General features: G+C 33.8%; 25 protein-coding genes. 11 read left to right on the forward strand and 14 right to left on the reverse strand.

Annotated elements, in window-relative coordinates; genetic code table 11:
- The first annotated feature begins 189 nt into the window (after window positions 1-189).
- Window positions 190-1560, forward strand: a complete 1371-nt coding sequence (gene trhO / locus J7E44_RS14525; RefSeq protein WP_214831102.1) for an oxygen-dependent tRNA uridine(34) hydroxylase TrhO — start codon at window positions 190-192, stop codon at window positions 1558-1560.
- An 80-nt stretch (window positions 1561-1640) separates the two neighbouring features.
- Window positions 1641-2216 carry a 5-formyltetrahydrofolate cyclo-ligase gene (locus J7E44_RS14530; RefSeq protein WP_214831103.1) on the forward strand — a complete coding sequence of 192 codons (576 nt, stop codon included), beginning with the start codon at window positions 1641-1643 and terminating at the stop codon, window positions 2214-2216.
- Here J7E44_RS14530 and J7E44_RS14535 read toward each other — a convergent pair.
- Together J7E44_RS14535 and J7E44_RS14540 are read right to left on the reverse strand one after the other, a co-directional pair.
- On the reverse strand, window positions 2165-2749 hold the full coding sequence (locus J7E44_RS14535) for a hypothetical protein (protein WP_214831104.1): 585 nt from the start codon (window positions 2747-2749) through the stop codon (window positions 2165-2167). The genes J7E44_RS14530 and J7E44_RS14535 overlap by 52 nt on opposite strands.
- Window positions 2733-3914 (reverse strand): hypothetical protein, encoded by a 1182-nt coding sequence (locus J7E44_RS14540; protein WP_214831105.1) that lies wholly within the window; start codon window positions 3912-3914, stop codon window positions 2733-2735. Before J7E44_RS14540 ends, J7E44_RS14535 begins: the two co-directional genes overlap by 17 nt.
- 184 nt (window positions 3915-4098) lie before the next feature.
- Here J7E44_RS14540 and J7E44_RS14545 point away from each other — a divergent pair, with 184 nt between their 5' ends.
- On the forward strand, window positions 4099-4440 hold the full coding sequence (locus J7E44_RS14545; RefSeq protein ID WP_214831106.1) for a hypothetical protein: 342 nt from the start codon (window positions 4099-4101) through the stop codon (window positions 4438-4440).
- Between the two features lie 80 nt (window positions 4441-4520).
- On the opposite strand, the gene J7E44_RS14550 is transcribed toward J7E44_RS14545, so the two are convergent.
- The 11 genes from J7E44_RS14550 to J7E44_RS14600 form a co-directional block, all read right to left on the reverse strand.
- Window positions 4521-5288, reverse strand: a complete 768-nt coding sequence (locus tag J7E44_RS14550; protein WP_214831107.1) for a TrmH family RNA methyltransferase — start codon at window positions 5286-5288, stop codon at window positions 4521-4523.
- A 20-nt stretch (window positions 5289-5308) separates the two neighbouring features.
- Window positions 5309-6100 (reverse strand): CPBP family intramembrane glutamic endopeptidase, encoded by a 792-nt coding sequence (locus tag J7E44_RS14555; RefSeq protein WP_214831108.1) that lies wholly within the window; start codon window positions 6098-6100, stop codon window positions 5309-5311.
- A gap of 89 nt (window positions 6101-6189) precedes the next feature.
- On the reverse strand, window positions 6190-7047 hold the full coding sequence (locus J7E44_RS14560) for a LytTR family DNA-binding domain-containing protein (RefSeq protein WP_214831109.1): 858 nt from the start codon (window positions 7045-7047) through the stop codon (window positions 6190-6192).
- Window positions 7048-7069: 22 nt separating this feature from the next.
- Window positions 7070-7480, reverse strand: a complete 411-nt coding sequence (locus J7E44_RS14565) for a hypothetical protein (RefSeq protein ID WP_214831110.1) — start codon at window positions 7478-7480, stop codon at window positions 7070-7072.
- Window positions 7481-7487: 7 nt separating this feature from the next.
- Window positions 7488-8990 carry a DNA recombination protein RmuC gene (locus J7E44_RS14570; protein ID WP_502757514.1) on the reverse strand — a complete coding sequence of 501 codons (1503 nt, stop codon included), beginning with the start codon at window positions 8988-8990 and terminating at the stop codon, window positions 7488-7490.
- A 129-nt stretch (window positions 8991-9119) separates the two neighbouring features.
- Entirely contained in the window at window positions 9120-9353 is a 234-nt protein-coding gene (locus tag J7E44_RS14575) for a hypothetical protein (protein ID WP_214831111.1), read from the reverse strand.
- Between the two features lie 262 nt (window positions 9354-9615).
- On the reverse strand, window positions 9616-10590 hold the full coding sequence (locus J7E44_RS14580) for a DUF6624 domain-containing protein (protein ID WP_214831112.1): 975 nt from the start codon (window positions 10588-10590) through the stop codon (window positions 9616-9618).
- Window positions 10591-11046: 456 nt separating this feature from the next.
- Entirely contained in the window at window positions 11047-11694 is a 648-nt protein-coding gene (locus J7E44_RS14585) for a dihydrofolate reductase family protein (RefSeq protein WP_285439774.1), read from the reverse strand.
- 445 nt (window positions 11695-12139) lie between these two features.
- The gene (locus J7E44_RS14590) at window positions 12140-12610 is read right to left on the reverse strand and encodes a YciI family protein (RefSeq protein WP_214831114.1); all 471 of its coding nucleotides are present in this window, start codon (window positions 12608-12610) and stop codon (window positions 12140-12142) included.
- A 63-nt stretch (window positions 12611-12673) separates the two neighbouring features.
- Window positions 12674-13852, reverse strand: coding sequence for a nicotinate phosphoribosyltransferase (gene pncB / locus J7E44_RS14595; protein ID WP_214831115.1), 1179 nt, complete (start codon window positions 13850-13852; stop codon window positions 12674-12676).
- Between the two features lie 93 nt (window positions 13853-13945).
- The gene (locus J7E44_RS14600; RefSeq protein WP_214831116.1) at window positions 13946-14422 is read right to left on the reverse strand and encodes a Dps family protein; all 477 of its coding nucleotides are present in this window, start codon (window positions 14420-14422) and stop codon (window positions 13946-13948) included.
- A gap of 102 nt (window positions 14423-14524) precedes the next feature.
- Between J7E44_RS14600 and J7E44_RS14605 the strand changes: the two genes are divergently transcribed.
- The 8 genes from J7E44_RS14605 to J7E44_RS14640 all read left to right on the forward strand — a co-directional run bounded on the left by J7E44_RS14605 (window position 14525) and on the right by J7E44_RS14640 (window position 23825).
- Complete coding sequence (locus tag J7E44_RS14605) at window positions 14525-16117, forward strand: DUF8728 domain-containing protein (protein WP_214831117.1); 1593 nt, start codon at window positions 14525-14527, stop codon at window positions 16115-16117.
- A gap of 149 nt (window positions 16118-16266) precedes the next feature.
- Window positions 16267-17220 (forward strand): sulfatase-like hydrolase/transferase, encoded by a 954-nt coding sequence (locus J7E44_RS14610; RefSeq protein WP_214831118.1) that lies wholly within the window; start codon window positions 16267-16269, stop codon window positions 17218-17220.
- A 98-nt stretch (window positions 17221-17318) separates the two neighbouring features.
- Window positions 17319-17732: a 30S ribosomal protein S12 gene (rpsL, locus tag J7E44_RS14615; RefSeq protein ID WP_002983146.1), complete on the forward strand. Its 414-nt coding sequence runs from the start codon at window positions 17319-17321 to the stop codon at window positions 17730-17732.
- A gap of 23 nt (window positions 17733-17755) precedes the next feature.
- Window positions 17756-18232, forward strand: a complete 477-nt coding sequence (gene rpsG / locus J7E44_RS14620) for a 30S ribosomal protein S7 (RefSeq protein WP_034684795.1) — start codon at window positions 17756-17758, stop codon at window positions 18230-18232.
- Window positions 18233-18238: 6 nt separating this feature from the next.
- Entirely contained in the window at window positions 18239-20356 is a 2118-nt protein-coding gene (gene fusA, locus J7E44_RS14625) for an elongation factor G (RefSeq protein ID WP_214831119.1), read from the forward strand.
- A gap of 17 nt (window positions 20357-20373) precedes the next feature.
- Window positions 20374-20679 carry a 30S ribosomal protein S10 gene (gene rpsJ / locus J7E44_RS14630; protein WP_002661363.1) on the forward strand — a complete coding sequence of 102 codons (306 nt, stop codon included), beginning with the start codon at window positions 20374-20376 and terminating at the stop codon, window positions 20677-20679.
- Window positions 20680-21040: 361 nt separating this feature from the next.
- On the forward strand, window positions 21041-23224 hold the full coding sequence (locus tag J7E44_RS14635; RefSeq protein WP_214831120.1) for a TonB-dependent siderophore receptor: 2184 nt from the start codon (window positions 21041-21043) through the stop codon (window positions 23222-23224).
- Window positions 23225-23330: 106 nt separating this feature from the next.
- Window positions 23331-23825 carry a low affinity iron permease family protein gene (locus tag J7E44_RS14640; RefSeq protein WP_214831121.1) on the forward strand — a complete coding sequence of 165 codons (495 nt, stop codon included), beginning with the start codon at window positions 23331-23333 and terminating at the stop codon, window positions 23823-23825.
- Between the two features lie 30 nt (window positions 23826-23855).
- On the opposite strand, the gene J7E44_RS14645 is transcribed toward J7E44_RS14640, so the two are convergent.
- A complete protein-coding gene (locus J7E44_RS14645) occupies window positions 23856-26573 on the reverse strand; it encodes a hypothetical protein (protein WP_214831122.1) in 2718 nt (905 codons plus the stop codon).
- Window positions 26574-26591: the final 18 nt, after the last annotated feature.

Consider the following 26591-nt stretch of genomic DNA (forward strand, 5'->3'; position numbering starts at 1 on the left):
TGTCATGAAGTTAAGTTTAATTATTAATATAAAAATGTCTCATATCAATAAATATCTGTAATTAATAATAAGAATCCAACAGATCATTTTTCCGATGTCATCGAGATTGTGATTTTGACTGATCAATATACTCAATTGAAAAATTATTATATTTGCAAAAATATTTTTCTTACTTAAACCGTTTATAGCATGCAACTGTATAACACTTTAAGCGCAGAAGAAAGAGCTCAACTTATTGATGAAGCTGGTAAGGAACGTCTTACATTGTCTTTCTATGCGTATGCCAAAATTGAAGATCCCAAAAAATTTCGTGACGAATTATTTATAGCTTGGAATGCACTAGATGCTCTTGGCCGTATTTATGTTGCACATGAAGGAATAAATGCTCAGATGAGTATCCCTGCTGATCAATTTGAGGCTTTTCGCGATACGTTGGAAGTTTACGAATTTATGAAAGGTATTCGTTTAAATGTAGCAGTTGAGCAGGACGATCATTCTTTTTTAAAATTGACCATTAAAGTTAGACATAAAATTGTCGCTGACGGTTTGAGTGATGATTCTTTTGATGTTACCAATAAAGGGATTCATTTAAAAGCAAAGGAATTTAATAATTTACTTGAAGATCCAAATACAATTGTAGTTGATTTTAGAAATCACTACGAAAGTGAAGTGGGGCATTTTGAAGGTGCTATTACTCCTGATGTAGAAAATTTCAGAGAAAGTTTACCAATTATCAACGAACAATTACAAGATTTTAAAGAAGATAAAAACCTTTTAATGTATTGTACAGGGGGAATTCGTTGCGAAAAAGCCAGTGCTTACTTTAAACACCAGGGTTTTAAGAATGTTTTCCAATTGGAAGGCGGAATTATTGAATATACACGTCAGATAAAAGAAGAAGGTATAGAAAGTAAATTTATTGGTAAAAACTTTGTGTTTGATCATCGATTGGGAGAGCGAATTACAGATGATATTATTTCACAATGCCATCAGTGTGGTAAGCCATGTGATAACCATACGAATTGTTCTAATGATGCCTGCCATTTATTGTTTATTCAATGTGATGAATGCAAAGCAACGATGGAAAATTGCTGTTCTACGGAATGTTTGGAAACCATACATTTACCTTTAGAAGAACAGGTGAAGTTAAGAAAGGGATTGCAGGTTGGAAATAAAGTTTTCAGAAAAGGTAAGTCTGAAGCTTTGAAATTTAAAAATTCAGGCGATTTAGCAACTAAGCCTTTAGCAAAAGCTGTAACAAAAGATATCCGAAAAAAAATAACTGTCAAAAAGGTATTGCTTGGAAAGGCAGAACATTATTATACGAAATCAAAAATTGCACAGTTTTTAATTGAAAACAAAGAACTTTCAGTAGGTGATAAAGTATTGATTTCTGGTCCAACAACTGGCGATCAAGAGCTTACAATTACTGAGATTTTTGTAAATGGAGGCCCTTGTGAAACGGCAAAAAAAGGAGATCAAATCACTTTTGAACTTCCTTTTAGAGTCCGTTTATCTGATAAGTTGTATAGAATTTTGCAAACTTCTGACAACGCATAAAATAGGTAGAAGCATCGAACTCTTCTTACGAAGCAACAAGCTTGTCTTGTAAAAAGTATTTTAATAAAAATAATCTGATCATGCTGAAAGCAGAGCTTAGAAAAAAATATATGCAAAAAAGAAAAACCTTGTCTCATGATGAGGTTTTCTTCTTATCTGAAAGGATTTTCAAAAATTTCGTTACTTATTTTAAACCTTCAGCAGGACAAAAGGTTCATATTTTTCTTCCTATCGAAAGGTTTTTGGAGATTAATACACGGATTTTTGTTCAATACTTTTTAAGCCATGGTATTCGTGTTTTTATACCGAAAGTTGTGGAACAAGAGCTTATTTCAGTAGAAATTTTTTCAGACACTGAATTTGTAATGAGTGCATGGGGAATATCAGAACCTATTTCCAATCAGGATTCTGGAGAGCAAAGTTTTAATTATGTAATAACTCCCTTGTTATATTGTGACCACAAAGGGAATAGAGTAGGATATGGTAAAGGATTTTATGATGGTTTTTTTGAAAACCTTTCTTCAGATTCAAAAAAAATCGGAGTGAATTACTTCAACCCCGATGAGATTATTGATGATATCTGGGAATATGATATCGCCTTAGATTATTTAGTGAGTCCCACTGAGGTACTGTCTTTCCTTGCTGGAGGTGAGTAAAAATTTAAAAAGTAAAATTTAAACTCTTTCTTAAACTTAATAGGTTTGGAAATAAGTGTATACTGCGCATTTTTCTCAAATGTTCCCAATGATCTATTCTTATCGTCAAAATATTCAACATTGAATTTTGCGTAGTCCAGAGTGTCTTTTTTATAATAGTCTTTATGAACCTGGAGGTTATTTACTTTCACTGTTTTTACTTTTAGACTGTCTAATTCTTTAAACAGTTTTCTAAATGTCAGACTGTCAGGCTTGTGAAAGTAACTTTCCATTTGCGAAAAGATCACAGTGTCAATTTCTGTATTCCTTTTTCCGGATAAATATAGCGTAGATAGGTCTAAAAGCTCCTGTACTTTTTGCTTAGTGATAGAGTTAATGGCCTGCATACTGTCCATTTGAACTGCAGGATAACTTTTTGTATTGGTGCTGTTTCTGAGTTTATCCAAATCACTCACTTCCTTTTTCTTGTTGTTACAGGAAACAAAAGCAGCTAATAACAATAGGGCAATTAAAAAATTATTTATTCTTTTCATCTGTATTTGCAATTTTAAATTTAATAGATATTATTTTGCCTTTGTCATCTTTTTTCATTTCAATCACTCTTAGATTCTTAAGTGATGTGGTAGGCGTTGTTACGAGGGTAATGTATTTCTGCTTATCTAAAGTTTCTATACCATAAGTGTCATTGTCATAGACCTGATAAATTACGGCGCTATTGCTGATCAGGTTCTCTAATTGTTTTCTCTTTTGTTTAATAAGAGCGAATTGCTCCTCTGGATTACCTCCTTTTACATCTTTTATTGAGAAATAATATGCGGCCATTTTATAGTCGTCAGGCTTCATCTCGATCATTTCTTCTTTAGGGGCATTTTCTAAACTTCGGTTTACAGTAAGAGGCTCATAAAAAGGTGCACTAATCTGCATTTTAAGAACCTTATCCTTAGTTGAATATCTAAAGCATTCTCCAGGATTTATCTTGAATAGAATAGGAGATTCATTTTCTTTAAAAACTTTTATTTCTAAAGTATTAATTACTGCAACTCCTCTGTCTGCATCCGTAAAACAATATTTATATTCTTTAGAAAAAATTTCATCCTTAAAACCTAAGACACCCGTAATGATAATTAAAACTGAGGTAATCATTGCCCATGCATTCTTTTTTACGAATTTTTTACTTGGCTCAGAATCTTTAATTTCTCCCGAAGTGTTAAAGTTTTGATTTTGGTTAATTGGTTGATTTTCAGTATTTGATTTTTGTAAATCAGAGTTTTCTGGCCCTTTTATCACATTTTTTTGTGATTGTCCTTCAGATTTTATGACTTGTGGAAGTTGATTGACGGTTTCCTCTAACTCCAGCATTTCTTCTTCACTAAGATCTTTCTCATCCTGCAATAATTCTCCTGCAAAAAGATGCTGTTTCTTAAATTCATACCAAGAGTCGTAACCTGCATAAATACTCAGTAAATTGAGCATGTCAATCCTCGGTAATTTGGTAACAGGAGCATTTTTAAAATAGGTGTAAAATGATTTTTCGCTGATGTTTCCCTTAGCCTTTTTGCGAAGATCTTCCTGGAAATAGATAATATCAATACCCTTCCACTTAGAAATATCATCAAAGGAAGGAGTGTATTCTTCTAGATATTGAGCCTGTACATCCTTTTTCAGCTGCTCAAAGTGTAATAGATCTAAATCTGTCAAGTGTATATAAAGTGATTAAGTTATTGGTTTTCAGTAATATTTATTTGTAAAACTGTTTTACAAAGTTATTACAATTATTTTTCATAGACAAATTTTCTATCTGCTATACCTTTGTCTTGTTCAATTAATAGAACGAAAGAAAAATTTTATAAAACAATATTAACAAAATTAAATTTAATTTATTATGAAAAAGTCATTATTCGTAGCTGCTATCGCTGCAATCTCTCTAGTTGCTTGTAAAAAAACTGAAGCTACTTCTACTGAAGGTGCTGCTGATTCTGCTGCTGTTGCTGCTACTGATTCTGCTGCTGTTGTAGCTGATTCTGCTGCTCAAGTTGTTGATTCTGCTGCTACTACTACTGTAGATGCTGCTAAAGGTGCTGCTGCTGCAACTACTACTGCTGCTGCTGACGCTGCTAAAGGAGCTGCTGCTGGTGCTGCTGATGCTGCTAAAGGAGCTGCTGATGCTGCTAAAGATGCAACTAAAGAAGCTGCTAAAGAAGTTAAAGACGCTACTAAAAAATAATTTTAGTAACTTAACTAAAATAAAAGAACCGTTTCGCTTGGCGAAGCGGTTTTTTTATGCTTTATATTTTATTAGCTTTCTTAATGTCTTTTCTGTTTTAGAGATTCATAACAGGTAATCGCTACGGCATTACTCAGATTTAGAGAGTCGATGCTTCCTACCATAGGAATAAGTGTATTCTTACCTTTACCGATCCAAAAATCGCTTAAACCTGAATGCTCTGTTCCAAATAGAATGGCAGATTTTTGGGTCAGATCCCTTTTATATAGGTCTTCAGCACTCTCATCCATAATCGTTGTATAGATACTGAACTGATTCCTTTTCAGAAAATCCAGGGTCTCTTCATTTTCAGCTTGAAAGACTTCCATTCCGAAAAGACATCCAACACTGGAACGAATTACATTTGGGTTGTAAAAATCAGCTTTAGCATCAGTTATAATTAATGCATCAATTCCAAAAGCTTCACAGCTTCTTAAAATAGCTCCCAGATTTCCCGGCTTTTCAATACCTTCAACAATAATTATAGTCGCATTTTCTTTAGGATTAAAAGAAGAAAGTTCAGATTCTTTGATCTTATAAATTCCAATAATACCTTCAGAACTTCCGCGATATGCAATCTTTTCATAAACTTTCTCACTTACATAATATACTTTACCAGTAGGTGTTTCTCCTTTGAAGATACTCTCACAAATAAAAAATTCTATAGGTTCAAAATCAAACTTTTGTGCCCTTTCATTTTCCTGCTGTCCTTCCACTACAAAAACTTTAGATTTCTTTCTGAATCTGTTATCGGTAAGAAGCTTGGTAATATTCTTGATTTTATCGTTCTGAAAACTCTCTATTAGCATTCTGCAAAATTATGCAAAATTTATTGTTCAGTTTCCTTACTTTTTAAGAAAAGACTTTTCATTGTGATTTCAAATGGAATTTTCTTTTTCTTCTTATAGTAGATGGTAATGAATATGATTAGAAGTATTGATGTGAATTTAAAGAGATTACCATATAAGTTGCCGGATACATTTTCTGAAACATTGAATATCTCCCAATATAAATTCATGAATAGATGAACAAAAATTGCTGTCCATAAGTTAAGGTTCCACTCCATATAGATCCATGAAAAAAGGACAGATCCTAAGAAGGTAATTGTAAATATTTCAATAATCTCAACAGTATCTTTGCTTTGGTATAAATGAACCTGTGCAAAAAGAAATGAACCTAATAGTATAGAACCAATGAACCCCAACCTGCTGTATTTGTATAAAATTCCGATTAAAAAAGCTCTGAAGATTAACTCTTCAAAAAAAGATGACGATACTGTATTGATAAATAAGGATTCAATATCGGTTTTTTCAATTAACTGGAAGAATAAAAAATAACCGATCAACATTGGTAAGGTGCCTGTAAATGCTAAAGCAAATCCTATGAATGGGGATCTATTCAAAGAAAGTAAATTCACTAACTTCTTTTGTGGAAATAAGATTTTTAATGTTATAATTAATGGAATCAAAGATATTGAATAGGCAATAATGTGGGCAAAGGCTTTACTGGCAAAGATCTCTTTGCTGTAATTTTGAATGGGTTTGAAGCAGAAAAGATCAAAAAAATAGTAAGAAAGAAACCCAAGAACAAATACAATATAAAAATAAACAGTTTTACTCATGTTAAAAAATTTGAGCAAAAATGTTTCTTAATAAAGAGATTGTCAAATCTATGTGACCAAAAGCAGAATAATGTGACGAATAACAAAGATTATACGTTCAGACTTTGCAGTAAAGAAATTACATACGGGGCATAGCTTCTGGAAACAGGAATTGCAAGGTCTATTTTTTCTATACTTAATTTGTATCCCTGAGCATTTCCTTTAATGTTTTTTACTTTATTTAGATTGATAATGTATGATCTATGACATCTCTTAATGGTGTGTGTTTCTACCTGATTCAACAGCTTTGATGAGCTTATCCTCAGCAAAACTTTTTTTACAGTATGATGTTCATTATAATAAACAGCACAATAATTTTCCAAAGATTGGGCATAGATAAAATCGTCTTCCAAGATCTCTAGTTTAGAGGTGCCTGTACTGATTTCTAAAGTTTTTTTACTTAAGTCGTCATCTATAATAGGTGTTTCTTGTAATTGAGCAGAAATCCTCATTGCAGTATTTTCGTGGTCTTTTTTTAGATAAATATATCTTGATAAAACATAAATAATAGAAATGGGTATTCCGATCGCAAAAGTATACATAAGCATGTAGAGGTAATTGACGAAGTCGAGTTGTACATGGCTAATTATTAGTGAATTATAAAAATATGATGGAATAGATGCTAATAATAAAATGCTGGATATTTTTATTAATTCATTACCCACATTCCAATTATTGATCTTTAGAACCAAAAGATTAATGATGTAGAAAAAGATTCCAAAAATAATAGAATAAGGGAAGAGTAAAAGATATTTATATTCATGATGGAATTGATCCGTATCAAATGGTTGAAAAATAATTAAGAAGAGGTAAATCAGAATTCCTGCAGATAGTGAAGAAACTAGCACTTCTTTTTGAGATTCAGATTTTGGATAAGGGTACGATGTAAAAGAAAATATTTGAATCATCTTACAAAATTGAAATTCTATTTTAAGCTTGCACTTTCAAAGGAGACCTTAAAAGAATGAGGTTTCCAATAAACAAAGAAAGACCACTTGCTATCCAAAGGTAGTATCCCAAACCATAAGAGACTATAGGAGATTTATGTCCTGCTTCATCAACGGTTATTGATTCTGCAGACAGATAGTATAAAGACATACAGATCGCCAGAAAACTAAAAACGGTTGAGATTTTCACCTGTTTCAACAACAAAAAGAATAATGCGATAAAAAACAGAGGATTGGCAAGCCATGCAACCCCTTCTCCAAACAGATCCATCCAGCCTAAAAGGAAGCATGCAAATGCGTGCATCTCATTCCCTTTTGTATATACAGCTGTTTGTGTCAGGGAAATTATAAATATAGCAAGACTTACGATAATAACGATTTGTGATCTTTTCATTGGATTATTATTCTAGATTCGGTGTAGCTTCACCGTTTTCAATAAGACTTTGAGGAAGTTCCTTTTTATTCTTTATTCCTAGTGATTTCAGTTTTTGAGTTTGGTTGATCAGATTATCATTTCCTGTTGAAAGTTGCTTATAGGCATCATTGAAAACATTCTTTGCCTGATCCAAATTCTTACCTACTTTTTCAAGGTTCTCAACGAACCCTACAAATTTATCATACAATTTAGCTCCTCTATCTGCAATCTCCATAGAATTTTTATTTTGATACTCACGTTTCCACAAGTCGGCGATCAGTTTTAGGGAAGTGATCAAATTGCTTGGATTTAAAAGAAGAATCCTTTTGTCATAAGCAAAATTCCAAAGATTCTGATCAGCTTGCATTGCTGCAATATAGGCTGGTTCACTTGGGATAAACATCATCACAAAATCTAAAGATTTTCCATAATCATCATATGCTTTCTGGCTCAATTGATTAATATGGTTTTTTACAGAACCTAAATGCTGGTTAAGTTTTATAGCATGGATATCAGGATCAGTTTCATCTACCAGCTCCGTAAATGCTGTTAAAGAAACTTTTGAATCTATGATCACATTTCTTTCATCAGGGTATTTTACCACAGCATCAGGACGCATTTTCTTTCCTGAAAATTCTGAAAATAATGCCTTGTTATCTTCATCCCGAAGTTCATGTTCAAGAAAATATTCCCTTCCTTTTACCAACCCTGACTTTTCAAGGATACTTTCAAGGATCATTTCACCCCAGTTACCCTGTGTTTTGCTTTCGCCTTTTAATGCTCTTGTCAGCTTCTTTGCATCTTCAGAGATCTGTTGGTTAAGTACGGCAAGCTCTCTTACTTTTTCAGCTAAAGAAAAACGTTCTTTATTTTCTTGTTCATAAGCTTCATTGACCCTGTTTTTTAGATCTGCAATTTTTTCCTGAAATGGTTCCAGAATTGTTTTGAGATTACTTTGATTCAGTATGGTAAATTTTTCTGATTTTTCCTCCAGGATTTTATTGGCTAAATTTTCAAATTGGATTTTTGAATCTTCCTGGATTTTTATTATTTCTTCCTTTTGAGTTTCAAGGGATTTCTTTAAACTATCATTAATTGCAGATAATTCTGAATTACGGGCAAAAATATGTTGTTTTTCTGTTATTAAACTTTCAAGTTGAGAAGTTTGTTTTGCAGTGATCTGTTTCTGTTCCTGGAACTGAGTATGTAAAGAGGAGTGTTCTGCAGAAATTTTAGCGTACTCATTTTTTAGATCATTTAATAGATCGAGTTGCTGCTGGTTAAGATCTTTTTCGATATTAATATTTTGATTAAGTTCCTGGATTTTTAGACTAGAATTTTCTAAATCTGAACTATTCTTAATAGATAAATTTTTAATTTCATCATAAGAGGTTCTTGAAACCATTGATGATTTCAGGATATAGTATAAAACAATAGCGCCTAATATTCCGCCAACAATAAAACCAACGATTAAATATGTCATCTCCATTCCCCAAAATTAGGAAAAAAAGCTGGGTGTAAAACTTGTTAAGATTTTTTTCGGGTTAAGGTTTGTCAGTTTTTACGGTCCACAAAAAAAAGTGAGCCGGAAAGCTCACTTTATCTATTATAGGTCAGATTACGGAGTGATGATAATCGGATCCGGGAAAGGTTCAAGAACCAAGGGTTTGCACATTGCGGCTGGTTCGCATCTTCCACCCATACATATAAAATTTGTCATAGTAGTGGAGCCGTCAGGACATCTGATCAAGGCTTCGCCAGGACACCCTCCAGGGCATTGTGCAGGATACAAAGTTCCTCCAAAGACATCTTTCAAATTTGTTCTTGAAAGTTTTGTTAAGTTCTTTTTCATGGTTTAATTTTTTTTGTTTAGTAATTGTTTTATTCTTGACTTTCTTATAATATAATTTATAAGAAATTGAATTACAGGCTAAAATAGTAAAAATTAAATCACTATTGCGTTATAAAAGAAATATTTTAAATAAAGATTTTTCTTTCATTAAAATAACAAATATTGTCCTTGCTTATGATTGTCATTCTCGGTAGAATGAAGTTTGGCGAAGGATCATATTGGGAGCAGATCGGGAACCTCGTTCTTATAGGATGAAGGATTTTTATTTCTTTTTTGTTTTTTCTTCCAGTTTAGGTAATTCTTTTTTGTACTGTTCAACATCCCATTTAATTTGCCAATTGCTCACATATTCTGCTAAAGGAGGAAGTCCAACTTCTGCACGTCTTTTATCTACATTATCGGGGTCTTCTAAAGGAGATACAAAGTAAACCTGTGTTTGTTGATCACGTCCGATTTGGCTGCCGTAAATTTGTTTTTTGCCTTGTCTTAATGCTACTCTGTCTTCGAGCAAAGCTAAACTGCTGCCCTGTGCTTTACCATTTTTTACAGCATCTCTCATCATCGGTAAATATTTTTCTTGTGTCGCGAGGTCAGCATGCTGGATCACAAGGAATAATGTGGTGCTTCCTTGGCCGCCCACAACATCAGGGCCTACCCAGCCATATTTATCAAGTATTTTTTTTACTTCTATTAAATTCAAAGAATCTTTTTCGTCTATCATTTTCCAATGATCTTTTATTTCCTTTGAATTCTGTCCATACTTTTTCTCAATTCCATCAATTTCTTTTCTGTATTTCTGATCTTCAATATAGATATTGCTTAGCATTTCTACCAATGGTTTATTAAGATTAGCTTCTGCTTTGTCTTTGTTCTGCTTGATTTTTTCCAATAATGGTTTCCATCGGATATCGGCATGTAAAGAGTTTAAATCTGTGTCAGTTGTTATATGATTATAATTGGTGTACTTTGCAGCGACTCTGTTAAGTTGAAAGAACGCACTGTCTGGGACTGATGCCAATGCCCACGAACAAGCAGCATTATATCTGTCATTTATAGAGCCCTGCCAGCCATTAGATTTAAACGCTTCGGAATATCTGTCTGCTGAATTTCTGAATTCTTTTGCATTATAAAGTGATTCTGCAGTTTTAACTTTATCATGATATTCTTTGGGAACACTTTGCCCAAAACTAAAGTTTGTTGTTAGAATAATTATAAAGACTAAAATTGTTTTTTTCATAAAATTATGATTGATTGTTAGTTTAAAGACTATGACTAGATCCAATATGTTTGTTGGACTAATTATTTTGTAGATTATGAATTTACATTTATTTTGCTAATAAAAGAAAATTTTATGTGGTTTTAGAACGTGATTTTGAACTCTTTTTTGAAGGTCATAAAGATTGATATGATAACCCATAATTTTCTCAACAATCTCAGCTTTCATTTTAATTTCTCCTCCTGTGATAATAGAAAAGCCTTTTCTAATGTATTTGATTTATCTTGGCAGTAATTGCAGGTTATAGGGAAACCAGGCAAGGATGAAAGACTAAGTTTATCTTTTATATTGATGGATTTTTTAAACTCATGAAAAGGTTGTTTGTTTTTTCTTTAAAATTTAATTTTTCAAAATCACAAATTTTTGTCTGCGAAAAAAACTTTGTACACTAACAACAATAAAAGTGGCAAGTTGTTTTCATTTTACGATTGTTGAGTAGATATTGGCTATGATTCCTGAATCAAAGTGGGTTGAGCTTTCAAGTTTTAAGTCAATTGGATTTGGGGCCAATGCAAACAATGGAATACCTTTGCCAAGAATGACAGGGTGAATTACCAGTCGATATTCGTCAATAAGTTCATGTTTAACAAGGTCTTGAGCAAAGCTGGCACCCCCATGAGCCAGAATAAACTTACCGTCTTGCTGTTTAAGTTTTGTAATGTCAGAAACTATATCACTCGCAATTGAGGCTTCTGACCAGGTTCCTGCACTTTTAGAAATGGTAGTTTTAACAATTCCTTTTTCGGCATCTTGACGTGAACTGTCTTTGAAAGCCTGGGTTGTTAATTCATCTCTAGTTTGCTCTACAAAACCCTTCTTTGAAAAAACAACTTTTGGTATTTCGTTCATTGGAACTGCCAGAGGGTCTGGTGATGTGGGCCAATAGGCAACCATATCATGAAATGTCCGGCTACCCATAATGTGAACTCCCGCATCCCAAAGTGTTTTTTCAATCCAATCAAATGCTGATTGATCTCTTGTCCGCAGTAGCCAATCAATTTCTCCATTTGGTCCACAGACAAATCCGTCAGCGGACACGGACATTTTTAAAACTAGTTTTCTCATTGGTCCTCCTTTTAAATTCAAACCTATCTCATTTCTTTAGTGTATCATGTTATGATCACTTACATTCAAATCTACGTATTATATCAATGTTATATTTATATATTATGATATTTGCATTTAAAATATCTTAAGTACATTGTTTTTAAACACAGTTGCTAAAAATGGAGCAATAAATACAGCTGGATTATCGCTTGTTTTTCCGGTAATTACTATTTATGATCCAATAATTAAATAAGTTGGAATAAGAAACTTAAAGCGAAAATCGATAAAACAATAGATTTATAAAAAGCAGGGAGAACAATAGTTGAGCTGATAATTGAAGAAACAATATTTCTAATGAAACTATTAATCAAAGTTTTTAAATATGCTTTTTAAGTTTTTAACATTCTTCTCTATCTGATTATATTTTGTTTGGGCTCCGAAAATTTAGTGAAAAAGTCCTTTTTTAAGGATTTTCTTTTGTGATTTCTTCGTGGTGTTTTAAATATAAAGGCAATGCAGCAGATCCATACCATGGAAATATTTCGTAACTAAAAACTCCGGCTTGTACTGCAGGATCTGTTTTTACCCATTGCTCGGCTTCCTCTTTGGATTTGGTATTGAAAATAAACATCCCACGATAGGTTTCTTTATTCTTTTCTAAAAAAGGCCCGGCAACTATGATCTTACCTTCATCCGCTAACTTACCAATATTAGCCATATGTCCTTTCATTAATTCACCCATTTTCACTTTATCTTCAATCTTTGCGGATCCTGTAGTAAGCATGACAATGGTATAAGCTTTCATTCCATATTTGTCAGCTCCCAATGAGGTAGCCAGTTCTTGATTGAATTTTGGTTTTGCTGCTTTTTTCTCCTGAGCGAAAGATAAAGCTGCTATCAAAAGACTAAGGGAAAAATAAATTTTTGATCTCATAATAGTTATGATTTATTTAGTTGTAAGTTTAATATCTGATGTCTCACATCTGGTGTCTAAAACTTAATCTTTTATTCTTAAGAACTCTTTTGCCAATTCAATCATTTTCGGATCACCCGTATATTTTCCATGTTCATCAGAAAGTTTTACAGTTGGAATCCATTCTTTATTCGGAGCTTGTACTCCAATTAATTTCATAACAATATTCATAGGTTTTAGTCCAACATCATTGGTGAGATTGGTTCCTATACCAAATGAAACACCAATTTTTCCTTTACAGTATTTTGTGATCTCTTCTACTTTCTCAAGGTTTAAGGCGTCAGAGAAAATAATATATTTGAATAATGGATTAATTCCGTTGTTCTTATAGTGTGCAATTGTTTTATCAGCAAATTCAAGGGCATCTCCACTGTCATGACGTACCCCATCGAAAAGTTTTGCGAATTTTTTGTCAAACTGTTGAAAGAAAACATCTGTAGTATAAGTGTCTGAAAGGGCAACTCCCAGGTCTCCTCTATAAACATCTACCCAGTGTTCCAGGGCTAATTCATTGGCCATCTTAAAACCGTATTCAGCACCATGAAACATAAACCATTCGTGGGCATGAGTTCCAATAGGTTTTACACCAAATTTCATAGCGAAATGCACATTCGAACTACCGGTAAAAGTTGAATCTTTTCTTTGCGTTAAAGCTTCCATAACAAGGTTCTGAACCTTATAAGAGTGTCTTCTTCTCGTTCCAAACTCGGCAAAGGTAACACCAAGTCTGTTCAAAGAGTCAGCTTTCTCAAGTGTCTTATTCATCACAACCTCATTGGAATCTCTTTCCATATGGTTCATTTCATAATGCAGTTCACTGATAAGGGCTAGTAATGGAACTTCCCAAAGAATGGTTCTGTACCATAAACCTTCCACAGAAACGGTAAGGTCATTTCCTTTTTGAACAATTTTTACTTCAGATGGATCATAATGATAACCTTCAAGAAAATCAAGATAGGGTAAAGCCAGATAAGGACATGTTCTTGCCAGAAATTTCTTCTCATCCTTGGTAAGCTTGAGTTCTGCCATTTTAGTTACTGCTTCTCTCAATGCTGCATCAAAACCTTCCGGGAAAAGATGCTGTCCTCTGTTTATAAATTCATATTTTACAATCGTGCTTGGAAATAATTTCACCACTGCGTTTTGCATGGTTATTTTATAGAAATCGTTGTCTAGAATAGAATTCAATCGTACGTCGTGCATATTGTGTAATTTTAACGCAAATTTAATAATTAAAAATAAAAATCGTCTAAATGTAAGACGATTTTTTTAAATATATCGATGATTTTCGTTCGCTTATTTACCAAGATAAGAGTTGTACATCCATACTTCTTTTTCCTGTTCAGTGATATAATCGCTCATTTGGGAATTTGTCCCTTCATCTCCGGCTGCATCGGTAATATCCAAAAGTTCTCTCTGTAGATCCAATACTACTTTAAAAGAACTTAAAATGTTCTCCACACTTTTTGTTCCATCAGTTACTTCTTTACTCTCTTTTATAGTGGCAACTTTTAAATAATCTGAATAATTATGGGCTGGTGTTGCTCCTAATGTCAAAATTCTTTCTGCAATCTCATCAATCTTTAATACAAGGCTATTGTAAAGCTCTTCAAATTTTGGATGTAAAGTAAAGAATTGATCGCCTTTAATATTCCAATGAGAACCTCTGGTGTTTTGATAGAATACGGAATAATTGGCTAAAAGTGTATTTAGCTTTTCTGAAATGTTTTTACAATCGGTTTCCTTTAGACCGATAATACTTGCATTTTTCATACGTTTATTTTTTTATGCTATATAAGCAGTAAATATTATGCCGAAGTTGCAGGTTCCTGATTGATGATACTTATCTTTGGTATTCTTATAATTTATCATAAAATGTCGTCATCCCGAAATATTGGTTTACAAAGTTTCTTTTCTTCCCTCATCGTATTTTTTGGTGTATGCCTGTTCTATTATATTCAGTCAGTTTCAAAAACGGATGGACATTATATATATCCAATTGATGATGCTTACATTCATCTTGCTATGGCAAAGAATTTTGCATTACATGAGGTGTGGGGGATTACGAGATATCAATTTTCTTCCACTTCTTCTTCACCATTGTTTACTTTTGTTCTTAGTTGTTTAATAAAAGTCTTTGGGAATAACGATCAGATCCCACTGTACTTTAATATTTTTTTTAGCATTGGAATAGTTTATTTCCTATCAATATATTATGCTGAATTTTTTAAGGATGTAAAAAAAACTGTTTTAGCGGTCATATTCACCTTATTTTTTGTGGTTTTGCACATTCAGATGTTATCGGGTATGGAGCACATCTTTCAGGTATTTCTTTTTGTCGTTAATATTTTTTGCTTTTATTATCGAGATAAAAAAAGATATGCTGTTTTAGTATTTTATCTTACCATTTTTCTAATGGGACTTGTCCGTTTTGAAAGCATGTTTTACTTTGTGATTTTTGCTTTTGTTTTAATATTAATGAAAAAGTGGAAAGAAGCAATGAGTATACTGGTTGTTGGATTTGTTCCAATTTTGATTTTCTGCTATTTTAACTATCGGCAAGATGGTTATCTTTTCCCCAATTCTGTAGTAGTAAAGGGAACAAAACTAAGTTTAGACTCAAATTTGCTGTCACAGCTTAAAACCATCTTTCTTGATAATTTTATATTAAATATAAGCTTTTATAAAGTTGGTTTTTTCCCTGTTTTATTGTCAGCTGTCTTCATTTACAGAGATTTGAAGACTAAGAGTTTCAGGGATGCTATTAACAGTAATTTTTTACTTGTGGTATTCTTTCTTCTGATGATATGCCATAGCATGTTTGCGGATCTAAAGGGAATGTTCCGTTATGAAGCATATTTACTTATAGGATTTTCTATGGTGCTTATCCCACGGGTCAAAGATTTATTTTTTGATGTTAATAATTATATTAGAAAAGAAAAGATCATTACCTTACTGGTTGTTATAAATATTATACTTCTTTTCTATAAAGGCTGGGTAGCACATTGTATTCTTGAGAATGGTGGAAAAAATATTTATGAACAGCAGATACAATCCGCTAGATTTTTACACACCTATTATAATGATTCCAAAATAGTAGCTAACGATATTGGAGCAATTACATATTATACAGATATTCATTTATTAGATATTGCAGGTTTGGGATCTACAGAGATGATTCCGTTTAACGAGAACAAAAGTTTTTTTAATAATAAGCTTAAAGATTTTCTTACCCAATATGGCTCAGAAAACAAATACGAAATTGCTGTTGTTTATGAAGCCTGGCTTCAGGGGTATGTTCCAAAAACCTGGAAGAAAACTGCCACCTTGAAAATTAAAAATAAAGTGACTGTAGCAAGAGATGAGGTGTCCATATATTCTATAGATCCAACTAATGAAGAGAGGCTAAAAAAGAATATAAGAAGTTTTAATTGGAATAAAAAGGTAAATGTCCAAATTATGGACTAGGAGATCATATACTTATGTTTTCATATTTTATGTTTACAAAGACATTGTAATAGATTGAATCATGTTTCTTAGATTTAATAATTTATTAATATACCGATTAAGTCTATTTCCCTAGCTTTACACATTAAACACACAAATAAGAAAAAATTATGAAAAAAATTGTATTGTATTTTATCCTAGGTCTTTTAGTGATTTCTTGTACAAATGACAACCAAGAAGTACAAACGGTGATCGATAATCAGTATACATACCAGACGAAAAATATAGTTTTACTGGTGGTTGATGGTCCTCGTATGTCTGAGACTTGGGAAGAAGTCAACAGAGAAAATATTCCCAATAGAGTAAGTCTTTTAAGTCAGGGTGTATTTATCAGTGATTTTAAAAATAATGGAAGTACCAATACTAATCCAGGACACAGTGCTATGTGTAGTGGTGTATATGAGAATATTAAGAATAATGGGACCGAGTTGCCGGGATATCCATCTATTATGCAGCAGTGGCTCAAATATACAGGAGAAGATAAAACTAAAGCCTGGATTATAACTTCTAAAGATAAATTGGAAGTACTGAATGACTGTAAGCTTGAAGATTGGAAAGGAAAGTTTCAGCCAAGTGTTGATTGTGGAATCAATGGTAATGGCTCAGGTTATCGACCTGATGCTGTGACTGTGGATAAAGTAAAATTGGTGATGGAGAAGTATTCTCCCAATATTATTGTGATCAATTTGAAAGATGTAGATTCCAATGGGCATGCCAGCAATTGGAATGGATATATTGACGCCATAAAGAAAACCGATACCTCCATTAAAGAAATCTGGGATCATATCCAGTCCCTGTCTGCTTATAAAAATAAGACGACACTTATCGTTTCTAATGATCATGGAAGACATTTAGACTCGAAAGGGGGATTTGCACAACATGGAGATGACTGCAATGGATGCCGACATATCGAATTTTTTGCGATGGGTCCGGATTTTAAGAAAAATACAATAATTAGTACAGGCAATTATGAACAGATTGATATAACCAGTACCATGGCTGAACTTCTGGGGGTTCCATTACAATATGCTAATGGCAAAATAATAAAAAATGTTTTCAAATAAGTATTTTGTTTTCTTTTTAAATGTGAATAAAAAGACTTAACTGCTTGTCAATTAAAAAATAATTACTATTTTTGCACCTTAAAATAAAAAGCAATTAAATGCCTACTATTCAACAATTAGTAAGAAAAGGAAGAGCCACGCTTGCCAAGAAGAGCAAATCGGCTGCCCTTGATTCTTGTCCACAAAGACGAGGTGTATGTACGAGAGTGTATACTACCACTCCTAAGAAACCTAACTCTGCACTTAGAAAAGTTGCAAGGGTAAGACTTTCAAACGGTAAAGAAGTCAACGCCTACATCCCGGGCGAAGGACATAATCTTCAAGAGCACTCGATAGTATTGGTGAGAGGCGGAAGGGTGAAAGACCTACCGGGAGTACGTTACCACATCGTAAGAGGTGCATTAGACACCGCTGGTGTTAATGGAAGAACACAGAGAAGATCTAAGTACGGAGCTAAGAGACCTAAGCCAGGTCAGGCAGCTGCTGCACCAGCAAAAGGAAAGAAAAAATAATCATTAAATAAGGTACAAAAACAATGAGAAAGACAAAAGCGAAAAAAAGACCGTTGTTACCAGATCCAAAGTTTAATGATCAATTGGTAACTAGATTCGTAAATAACTTAATGCTAGACGGTAAGAAGTCTATCGCATTCAAAATTTTCTATGATGCATTAGAAATCGTAGAAAATAAAAAAGGAGAGACTGAAAAAACAGCTCTTGAAATCTGGAAAGATGCCCTTACTAACGTAATGCCTCATGTAGAAGTACGTTCAAGAAGAGTAGGTGGAGCTAACTTTCAGATCCCTATGCCAATCAGAGCTGATAGAAAAATTTCTATGGCAATGAAATGGTTAATCAAATATTCAAAAGCTAGAAATGATAAGTCAATGGCTTTAAAATTAGCTAATGAAGTTGTTGCTGCTTCTAGAGAAGAAGGTGCTGCATACAAAAAGAAATCTGATACTCACAAAATGGCGGAAGCTAACAAAGCTTTCTCACACTTTAAATTCTAATTAGAAATGAGTAGAGATCTAAAATTTACAAGAAACATTGGTATTGCTGCCCACATTGATGCGGGGAAAACTACCACTACAGAAAGGATTTTATTCTATACAGGTGTTAACCATAAAATTGGTGAAGTTCACGATGGTGCTTCTACAATGGACTGGATGGAGCAAGAAGCAGAAAGAGGTATTACCATTACTTCTGCAGCGACAACTTGTAACTGGAATTTCCCAACTGATCAAGGTAAAACTTTACCTGAAACTAAACCTTACCACTTCAACATCATTGATACACCGGGACACGTTGACTTCACAGTAGAAGTAAACAGATCTTTAAGAGTATTGGATGGATTGGTATTCTTATTCTCTGCAGTAGATGGAGTAGAGCCTCAGTCTGAAACAAACTGGAGACTTGCTGACAACTACAAAGTAGCGAGAATGGGATTCGTAAACAAAATGGACAGACAAGGGGCTGACTTCCTTAACGTGGTAAACCAGGTTAAGACTATGTTAGGATCTAATGCAGTTCCAATCGTTTTACCAATCGGTGCTGAAGAAGACTTTAAAGGTGTTGTTGACTTAATTAAAAACAGAGCTATCATCTGGGATGAGGCAGGACAAGGAGCTACTTTCGAGGTAGTGCCAATTCCTGAGGATATGAAGGCTGAAGTTCTAGAATATAGAGAGAAATTAGTAGAAGCTGTTGCTGACTACGATGAGACTTTGATGGAGAAATTCTTCGAAGATCCAGATTCAATCTCTGAAGATGAAATCAACGAAGCTCTTAGAAAAGCTACTATCGATTTATCTATTATCCCAATGACTTGTGGTTCTTCATTCAAAAATAAAGGAGTACAGTTTATGTTGGATGCAGTATGTAAATACTTGCCTTCACCATTGGATAAAGACGATATCAAAGGTACTGATCCAAGAACTGATGCTGAAATTACAAGAAAACCAGACGTAAACGAGCCTTTCTCGGCTTTAGCATTTAAGATTGCTACTGACCCATTCGTGGGAAGATTAGCATTCTTCAGAGCATACTCTGGAAGATTAGATGCAGGTTCTTATATCTTGAACACTCGTTCTGGAGATAAAGAAAGAATCTCAAGAATCTATCAGATGCACGCTAACAAGCAAAATCCAGTAGAATATATTGAAGCTGGTGATATTGGTGCTGCGGTAGGATTCAAATCTATCAAAACTGGTGATACAATGTGTGACGAGAAAAACCCAATCGTTCTTGAATCGATGGTTTTCCCTGATCCGGTAATTGGTATCGCTGTTGAGCCTAAGACGAAGGCTGACCAAGATAAAATGGGTAACGCATTAGCTAAATTAGCTGAAGAAGATCCAACGTTTACGGTTAGAACTGACGAGGCTTCAGGTCAAACAATTATATCTGGAATGGGTGAGCTTCACTTGGATATCATTGTAGACCGTATGAGAAGAGAATTCAAGGTAGAAGTAAACCAGGGTCAACCTCAGGTAGAATACAAAGAAAATCTTACAAAAGTTGCTAGTCACCGTGAAGTTTACAAAAAACAATCTGGTGGTAAAGGTAAATTTGCTGATATCGTATTTGAATTAGGACCTGCAGACGAAGGTAAAATCGGTCTGGAATTTATTAACGAAATCAAAGGTGGTAACGTTCCTAGAGAATTTGTTCCTGCAATTGAGAAAGGCTTTAAAGCTGCAATGAAGAACGGTCCTTTGGCTGGTTTCGAAGTTGAAGGTATTAAAGTTGTTCTTAAAGACGGATCTTTCCACGCGGTGGATTCTGATGCTCTTTCTTTCGAATTAGCTGCTAAAATAGGATTTAAAGAAGCGGGACGTGCTGCTAAGCCAGTAATTATGGAGCCTATCATGAAACTGGAAGTTGTAACTCCAGAAGAATATATGGGTAACATTATTGGTGACCTTAACAAAAGAAGAGGAACTATCAGTGGTCAGGAAGAGAAAAATGGTGCTGTAGTTATCAAAGGATCTGTTCCACTTTCTGAAATGTTTGGATATGTAACAACTCTAAGAACACTTTCATCAGGAAGAGCTACTTCTTCTATGGAATTAGAGAAATATGCTCAAACTCCTCAGAACGTTGCGGAAGAAATTATCGCTAAATCTAAAGGTTAATTTTTTAAATTAGAAAAATGTCACAAAGAATCAGAATAAAACTAAAATCTTACGATTACAACTTGGTAGACAAGTCTGCTGAGAAAATCGTAAAAACGGTAAAGGCTACTGGTGCTGTTGTAAACGGACCAATTCCATTGCCAACTAATAAGAGAATCTTCACTGTGTTGAGATCTCCACACGTAAATAAGAAAGCTAGAGAACAGTTCCAACTTTCAGCTCACAAGAGATTGATGGATATCTATTCTTCTTCTTCTAAAACTGTGGACGCTCTAATGAAATTAGAGTTACCAAGCGGTGTAGATGTTGAAATTAAAGTGTGATAACGTGCACTAAGCCGTGATTATATAAAAATCCGTCCCTTTTAAAGAGACGGATTTTTAATTGTTATAAACTTTAAAGAGATAAGTTTAATAAATGCTAAGCAATATAAAGATTGGTGAATATTATACTGGGCAGTATCTATTATAGAATGAAAATAAGTGTAACGAATTTTAATAGGAAACAGCTAATGAGTTGTTTCCTGTTTTATTCTATAAGGACCCGCCATTATGACTAAGAATATGTTTGCAAATATTGAAAGACAATTAAGATTTTGTATATCATAATTCTTTTTGCTGAGATATGTCAATTCTCATTTTTTATTTAGAATTATTAAAAATAATAATTTTGCAAAAAAGAATTATGAGAAAAACAGTATCTATTTCTTTAGTAGTATTAGGGATTGGTTTTGCCAATGCACAAAAGCTTAATGATACTATTAGAAGAGAAAAAACGATCGAAGAAGTTGAGTTATTTGGAGAAAGAAAAAAACAGCCTGACGGTCTTGAAGCCATTACAAGGCTGCCTCTTAAAACCCGAGATCAGATTCAAAGTATTTCAGTAATTTCTTATAAAGTAATAGAAGATTTAGGAGGCTTAACCGTAACGGATGTTGCTAAGAATATTCCAGGTGTTACACAGTTTGGAAGCTATGGTGGGACAAGAGAAAGTATGTCGATAAGAGGTTATCGTGGTGTACCTGTTTTGAAAAACGGTGTTCAGATGGACTCTGATTTTAGAACCGGTGCCATGCTTACAGACATGCAAGGAGTTGAAAGCATTCAGGTAATAAAAGGATCAGCGGCAGTTACACAGGGAATTGGAGATGGATTAGGTTCTGCAGGTGGCGTTATTAATGTGGTAACTAAAGTTCCGAAATTTATCAACCAAACGAATGTTGGCTTTAGATATGGTAGTTGGGACTTTTACAGACCAACTATAGATTTTCAGCGAGTATTGGATTCTCAGGGGAAAGTTGCTGTACGATTGAACGCTGCTTATCAGGATAATAATAGTTTTAGGAGATTTATTAATACAGATCGTATTTACGTTAATCCTTCAATTGCAATTCGTCCGGATGATAAAACTGAGATTGTTGTAGAGATGGACTATATGCACAACAATACTACACCCGATAGAGGAACTGTCAATTTGGCGAAGGGAGATACAGAAGCAATATATAAGATGCCTGGCAGGAAATTTCTTGGATTTTCATCAGATAATGCAAAGATGGAGACTTTTAATTTTTCTACTACTGCAACAAGAAAATTAAATGATAAACTGAAAATAAGAGCAGCATTTATGAGCTCTTCATATCAAGCTGATATCACAGGAGCAGCGCTAGCTCCAATTGATCCAAAAAATCCAAATGAAATAAGAGATAGAAGTTTAACAAAATCTGAGCGTGAAGATTTGAATAAAGTTTTTCAATTTGATTTTATTGGAGCAGACGTGATGACAGGATTTATGAAACATACCTTCCAGGTTGGTTTTGATTGGAAAGAATCTAATGTTACTACAAAATCTTACATACCAAAGGAGATTGATCGTATTAATGTTCTTAATGAAATTAATAATATCCTACCTTCCGGTATCGATGCAAATAACTTCGATTTGATAAAGAAAAATCCTATAGTTAATACGGTAACACCAACATTAGGTTTAATGGCCCAAGATGTTATTACTTTTAATAAATATGTTAAAGCACATTTGGGAATTCGTTACAGCAGATTGAACGGATCTGATAAAAAACCTAGCTATGCATGGAATCCATCATTAGGGCTTATGATCTCACCGATCGAAAACATGAACGTTTTTGGCTCTTATACAAGTACAACTTCTTTAAGAAGTGCAAATAATGTATTACTAGAAGGAGGAACTGTAGGAGCTTCAACCACTAAGCAATGGGAAGTGGGGATTAAATCTGATTGGCTGAATGAAAGATTAAGATTCAATGTTACAATGTTCAATATTAATACTGACAATTTATCATATGAAGTACTAACAGGTGGAAATAGTACAGGAACTTATGCACTGGCAGGAGAACTGAAAAGAAAAGGGATAGAAGTAGAATTGATTGGGAAGATCCTTCCAAATTTGCAGGTAATGACGGGATGGGCTTATGTGGATGCTCAATACAAAGATAGTCCTTCATTTGTTAATGGCTCTGCACCAATTAATACACCAAAGAATTCAGCAAATGTCTGGTTGAATTATAAATTTAGTAGAGGAACTTTCGAAGGGTTTGATGTGGGAGCTGGAATTTATTATGTAGGAACGAGACCTGTTGATGATTATAAACAAAAATATTCTAATGCAGCCAGTGGCCATATTAACGGAACTCAGCTTGGTGAAAAACCATTCAATATGCCTGAATATACTACGGTAGATGCACAAATAGGGTATGTTTTCAAAAAAGGACTTGGTTTGAGAGTGTTCTTCAATAATATTTTCGATACCGTTGGTTATAATTCTTATTTCAGAGGCGGATATATAGATCAGATCCAGCCTAGAAATTTTGCAGTTCAGGTTAATTACAGATTTTAAATAATTAGAGAAGGATTTTGGAAAATCAATAGACTCTATTGTTTGCATTTTATTGCTTAAAGAATAATATTATTTAATACATTTATTCTTTAAAATAATATCCACGATGAGTCATAAGAGCAATAATTTTTTTGAAAAATTTTCAGATTGGGCAACAAAATTTACAGGAAGCTCATATGCGTTTATCGGAGCAACCGCTATTGTTGTGATTTGGGCTTTTTCCGGACCTGTTTTTCACTATTCTGAAACTTGGCAGTTAGTGATTAACACAGGAACGACAATAATTACTTTTTTGATGGTGTTTCTAATTCAGAAAGCGCAGAATAAAGATTCAAAAGCCATACAGATTAAACTCAACGAACTCATTGCTGCTCATGAAAAAGCAAGCAACCGGATTGTAGATATTGAAGATCTCTCTGAAAAGGAATTAGATCAGTTGCATACTTACTATGAAAAATTAGCTGATTTTGCTGAAGATGATGTTGATATCCATACGTCTCATTCTATTGATGCTGCCAAGAGAAATCAGAATTATAAGCATGATCTCTTTAAAAAGAAACATGATGAATGGCTGGAAAAACAAAAAAAGGAATCATTATGATTCCTTTTTTTATTTATAAAGTGAAAGCTGCTATTTCATGAAATAACTAAAATAAGAACAACTTCCCATAAGGCTTTTAGCTGCCTCAGTATCCGAGTACTGGGTTTTCAATAATGCAAAATAGGTACGGAACTTTTGATTCTTCGTATCATCCAACTGTTTTTGATATGTATCACTTTTTTCAGAGTACTTCGGATCAGAGTAGCTGATCTTAGATGGGTTGTTTGCTTCATACTGATAGTATTTCCCCTGTTCGGCACTAGCCATCTGAAATAGTATTCTTGCTTTTTCTTCTTTGTTTGCCGATAGATCCAATGCCTTTTTATAATAGTTAATAGCCAGATCAAAATTATCAGGTTCCATATAAGATTTATCAAGGAAATTTTTGTAATAATACTGATAAGGTGTCTTCTTATCTGTATTCCAAAAATCATATTTACCTCCATTACTGTTGTCGACATCCATTACGAACAATTGTCTGTAATAACCGAGAATAGAAGTGTTATATAATAAATTTCCAATAAGCTGACTGGCTTTAGCCGCTTTTTCATCTTTTCCACTGCTCATCTTTTTAAGCTGGATCGCTGCATCAGCTAACTCAAGTTTATTCATTGTTGTTTTAATGAAAGGAAACTGAGTGTAATTTTCATTTTCCATACTTATACCAGCAATACTTTCAAAGCTTTCCCAAACATTATGACCAAATACATAGCTCGGAATATTTCTGAAACCATTGTATTCACCGTCTGCATACTTGTGTGGAACCTTTGGTTGCTCACTTGAAACCCAGTCATAATTGATTCTTGGAATCCCAACAAAATCCTGAGCCTTCTGATAATAAGATTTAGCTTTTTCAAAGTCAGCCATTCTCATTGCGCGGTCGCCATAGATCACTCCAAAAAAAGCATCAATATTTCCTACATCATCCATGTTTTTGGCAATGATCTGTTGTTCAAATTGATTCTTATTTGGTTTTTTATAAAAATCCTCAACACTCTTCACTAAACTGGAGTTAGGGTTATATTGAAGATCAGAAAGTTTATTACTCATCAAGAATGACTTTCCATCTTCTCCCTGAAGGAAGTAACGGTTTGCTAAAACATCTTTAAGGAAAGAAGCGGTAGAAGGAACAGGACCATAATAGTCATCATAATCAGTTCTTGTGCTGTCTTTTTTTACCTCTTTTTCGATAAAATATTCAGGATAATCTTTCATTAAATGATCCTCATATTCTGAAGTTATTTTAGGCTGAGATACAATGTCATTCAGAACTTTCATTCTTTTTATTTCTTCAAGGTACTCTGGATTGGTTGTTTTGATGTCTTCCAGGATTTCTGTACTTGCTTTGTAATCTTTTTTCAGAAATTTCAGATAGGCATCTGCAATTTGCCAATACTCATCTTTTGATTTCTCTTTCGTCTTTTCGGTAAACTTTTCAAGATCATCCAGAAAATCTTTCTGATCTTTGTCGCCATACCAGTAACCTGCATTTTTTGTGTAGAACGGAATTCTGTTAGGATTATCTAATAGCTCATCATCGCTTTGATCAGATTTCCCATCGGCGGTCTTGTCTGATTTGGATCCACCAAACAGGTTCTTAAAAAATCTAACGATTTTCTGCCAGAATGAAAGCTCCTTTTCTTTCACCTTTGTTGTTTCTGTCTTCGTTGCTTCCGTAGAAGTCTTGGATCCTTCTTTTTGAACAGTTGCATTATCTGTGTCATCGGAAGTGTAATAATAAGTAGGAAGATAAGTTCGTTCCAGTTCATTGATACTTCTCACGGCCATTACTTTCAAAATTTCCGAATCAGGATTGATGTCGTACATCTTTTCCATGATTGGAATTGGATTTGTGAAATCTTCGTATCCCAAAAGAAAGTATGCCATGTTCTTTTCATTATCAGTTCCGGCTCTTTTTAAAATGTTATTAAAAGAAGCCGTATCCGAAAGTTTCATAGAAACAAAGGCAGACTCTTTACGGCTGTCACTATTCATAAAGACCTGGAAGAAGTTCCAGTTGGCATCGCCGTTCATTTCCAGACCTCTTTGTGCTCCTGCCAGTTGGTCGAGAGCCATAAAGTAAGGTGCTCCTTTCAATCTGATGGGTTCAACATAGGTTTTGAAAGCCTGAACTGCTGCATCGTAATTTCTGGTATAATGATTCAAACGTACGAGCTGATAGCCATATCGTTGTTTGATTTCAGAATTCTTAGCAGCGTTATATAGAGAAGTTAAAGCAGAAATTGTTTTGCTGTAATCAAGGTTTGTAGCATTCTTATCATTTTGCGTCCCTCCATAAAAATAAGAATTAGGGTTTTCAACGAAGTTAATCCTCATATAGGGTTCGAGGTATTTAGCTTCAATTAAATAATCAATTCCTTCATGATATTTTTGATAGAATCCTGAACCCAGTTTTTTTAGTAATTGATTATTTGGATTTCCTTTCTTTAATTCATTAAGGTCATTCATACCCATTTTATTCACCAGATAATCTGTTTCAGCGTAGCTTAATTGATTACCGAAGAACTTTTTCCATGCTCCAATATTTTCATCCGGAATTTGAGATGATTTAAAATCTGTGTAAAACCTTGTCGAGTAACTATGAAGGAATGGTAGATAAGATTTATCTTTTATGATGCTCTGAGTAAAGAGATTAAAATATTCATAGTCCGGGTCTGACCATGCACACGCTTCATACTTCGTATAGAAAAGTGACACGACGGCAAGAGAAAGAATATACTTTTTCATATTGGTTTTTGATGTTTT

It is taken from the genome of Chryseobacterium sp. ISL-6 (assembly GCF_018613715.1).
Taxonomy (GTDB): Bacteria; Bacteroidota; Bacteroidia; order Flavobacteriales; family Weeksellaceae; genus Chryseobacterium; species Chryseobacterium paludis.

What these genes read in the sequence shown, in the direction of transcription:
- trhO (WP_214831102.1), top strand. Translation starts at nt 190, where the DNA reads ATGCAACTGTATAACACTTTAAGCGCAGAAGAAAGAGCTCAACTTATT.
- J7E44_RS14530 (WP_214831103.1), top strand. Translation starts at nt 1,641, where the DNA reads ATGCTGAAAGCAGAGCTTAGAAAAAAATATATGCAAAAAAGAAAAACC.
- J7E44_RS14535 (WP_214831104.1), bottom strand. Translation starts at nt 2,749, where the DNA reads ATGAAAAGAATAAATAATTTTTTAATTGCCCTATTGTTATTAGCTGCT.
- J7E44_RS14545 (WP_214831106.1), top strand. Translation starts at nt 4,099, where the DNA reads ATGAAAAAGTCATTATTCGTAGCTGCTATCGCTGCAATCTCTCTAGTT.
- J7E44_RS14550 (WP_214831107.1), bottom strand. Translation starts at nt 5,288, where the DNA reads ATGCTAATAGAGAGTTTTCAGAACGATAAAATCAAGAATATTACCAAG.
- J7E44_RS14555 (WP_214831108.1), bottom strand. Translation starts at nt 6,100, where the DNA reads ATGAGTAAAACTGTTTATTTTTATATTGTATTTGTTCTTGGGTTTCTT.
- J7E44_RS14560 (WP_214831109.1), bottom strand. Translation starts at nt 7,047, where the DNA reads ATGATTCAAATATTTTCTTTTACATCGTACCCTTATCCAAAATCTGAA.
- J7E44_RS14565 (WP_214831110.1), bottom strand. Translation starts at nt 7,480, where the DNA reads ATGAAAAGATCACAAATCGTTATTATCGTAAGTCTTGCTATATTTATA.
- J7E44_RS14570 (WP_502757514.1), bottom strand. Translation starts at nt 8,990, where the DNA reads ATGGAGATGACATATTTAATCGTTGGTTTTATTGTTGGCGGAATATTA.
- J7E44_RS14575 (WP_214831111.1), bottom strand. Translation starts at nt 9,353, where the DNA reads ATGAAAAAGAACTTAACAAAACTTTCAAGAACAAATTTGAAAGATGTC.
- J7E44_RS14580 (WP_214831112.1), bottom strand. Translation starts at nt 10,590, where the DNA reads ATGAAAAAAACAATTTTAGTCTTTATAATTATTCTAACAACAAACTTT.
- J7E44_RS14585 (WP_285439774.1), bottom strand. Translation starts at nt 11,694, where the DNA reads ATGAGAAAACTAGTTTTAAAAATGTCCGTGTCCGCTGACGGATTTGTC.
- J7E44_RS14590 (WP_214831114.1), bottom strand. Translation starts at nt 12,610, where the DNA reads ATGAGATCAAAAATTTATTTTTCCCTTAGTCTTTTGATAGCAGCTTTA.
- pncB (WP_214831115.1), bottom strand. Translation starts at nt 13,852, where the DNA reads ATGCACGACGTACGATTGAATTCTATTCTAGACAACGATTTCTATAAA.
- J7E44_RS14600 (WP_214831116.1), bottom strand. Translation starts at nt 14,422, where the DNA reads ATGAAAAATGCAAGTATTATCGGTCTAAAGGAAACCGATTGTAAAAAC.
- J7E44_RS14605 (WP_214831117.1), top strand. Translation starts at nt 14,525, where the DNA reads ATGTCGTCATCCCGAAATATTGGTTTACAAAGTTTCTTTTCTTCCCTC.
- J7E44_RS14610 (WP_214831118.1), top strand. Translation starts at nt 16,267, where the DNA reads ATGAAAAAAATTGTATTGTATTTTATCCTAGGTCTTTTAGTGATTTCT.
- rpsL (WP_002983146.1), top strand. Translation starts at nt 17,319, where the DNA reads ATGCCTACTATTCAACAATTAGTAAGAAAAGGAAGAGCCACGCTTGCC.
- rpsG (WP_034684795.1), top strand. Translation starts at nt 17,756, where the DNA reads ATGAGAAAGACAAAAGCGAAAAAAAGACCGTTGTTACCAGATCCAAAG.
- fusA (WP_214831119.1), top strand. Translation starts at nt 18,239, where the DNA reads ATGAGTAGAGATCTAAAATTTACAAGAAACATTGGTATTGCTGCCCAC.
- rpsJ (WP_002661363.1), top strand. Translation starts at nt 20,374, where the DNA reads ATGTCACAAAGAATCAGAATAAAACTAAAATCTTACGATTACAACTTG.
- J7E44_RS14635 (WP_214831120.1), top strand. Translation starts at nt 21,041, where the DNA reads ATGAGAAAAACAGTATCTATTTCTTTAGTAGTATTAGGGATTGGTTTT.
- J7E44_RS14640 (WP_214831121.1), top strand. Translation starts at nt 23,331, where the DNA reads ATGAGTCATAAGAGCAATAATTTTTTTGAAAAATTTTCAGATTGGGCA.
- J7E44_RS14645 (WP_214831122.1), bottom strand. Translation starts at nt 26,573, where the DNA reads ATGAAAAAGTATATTCTTTCTCTTGCCGTCGTGTCACTTTTCTATACG.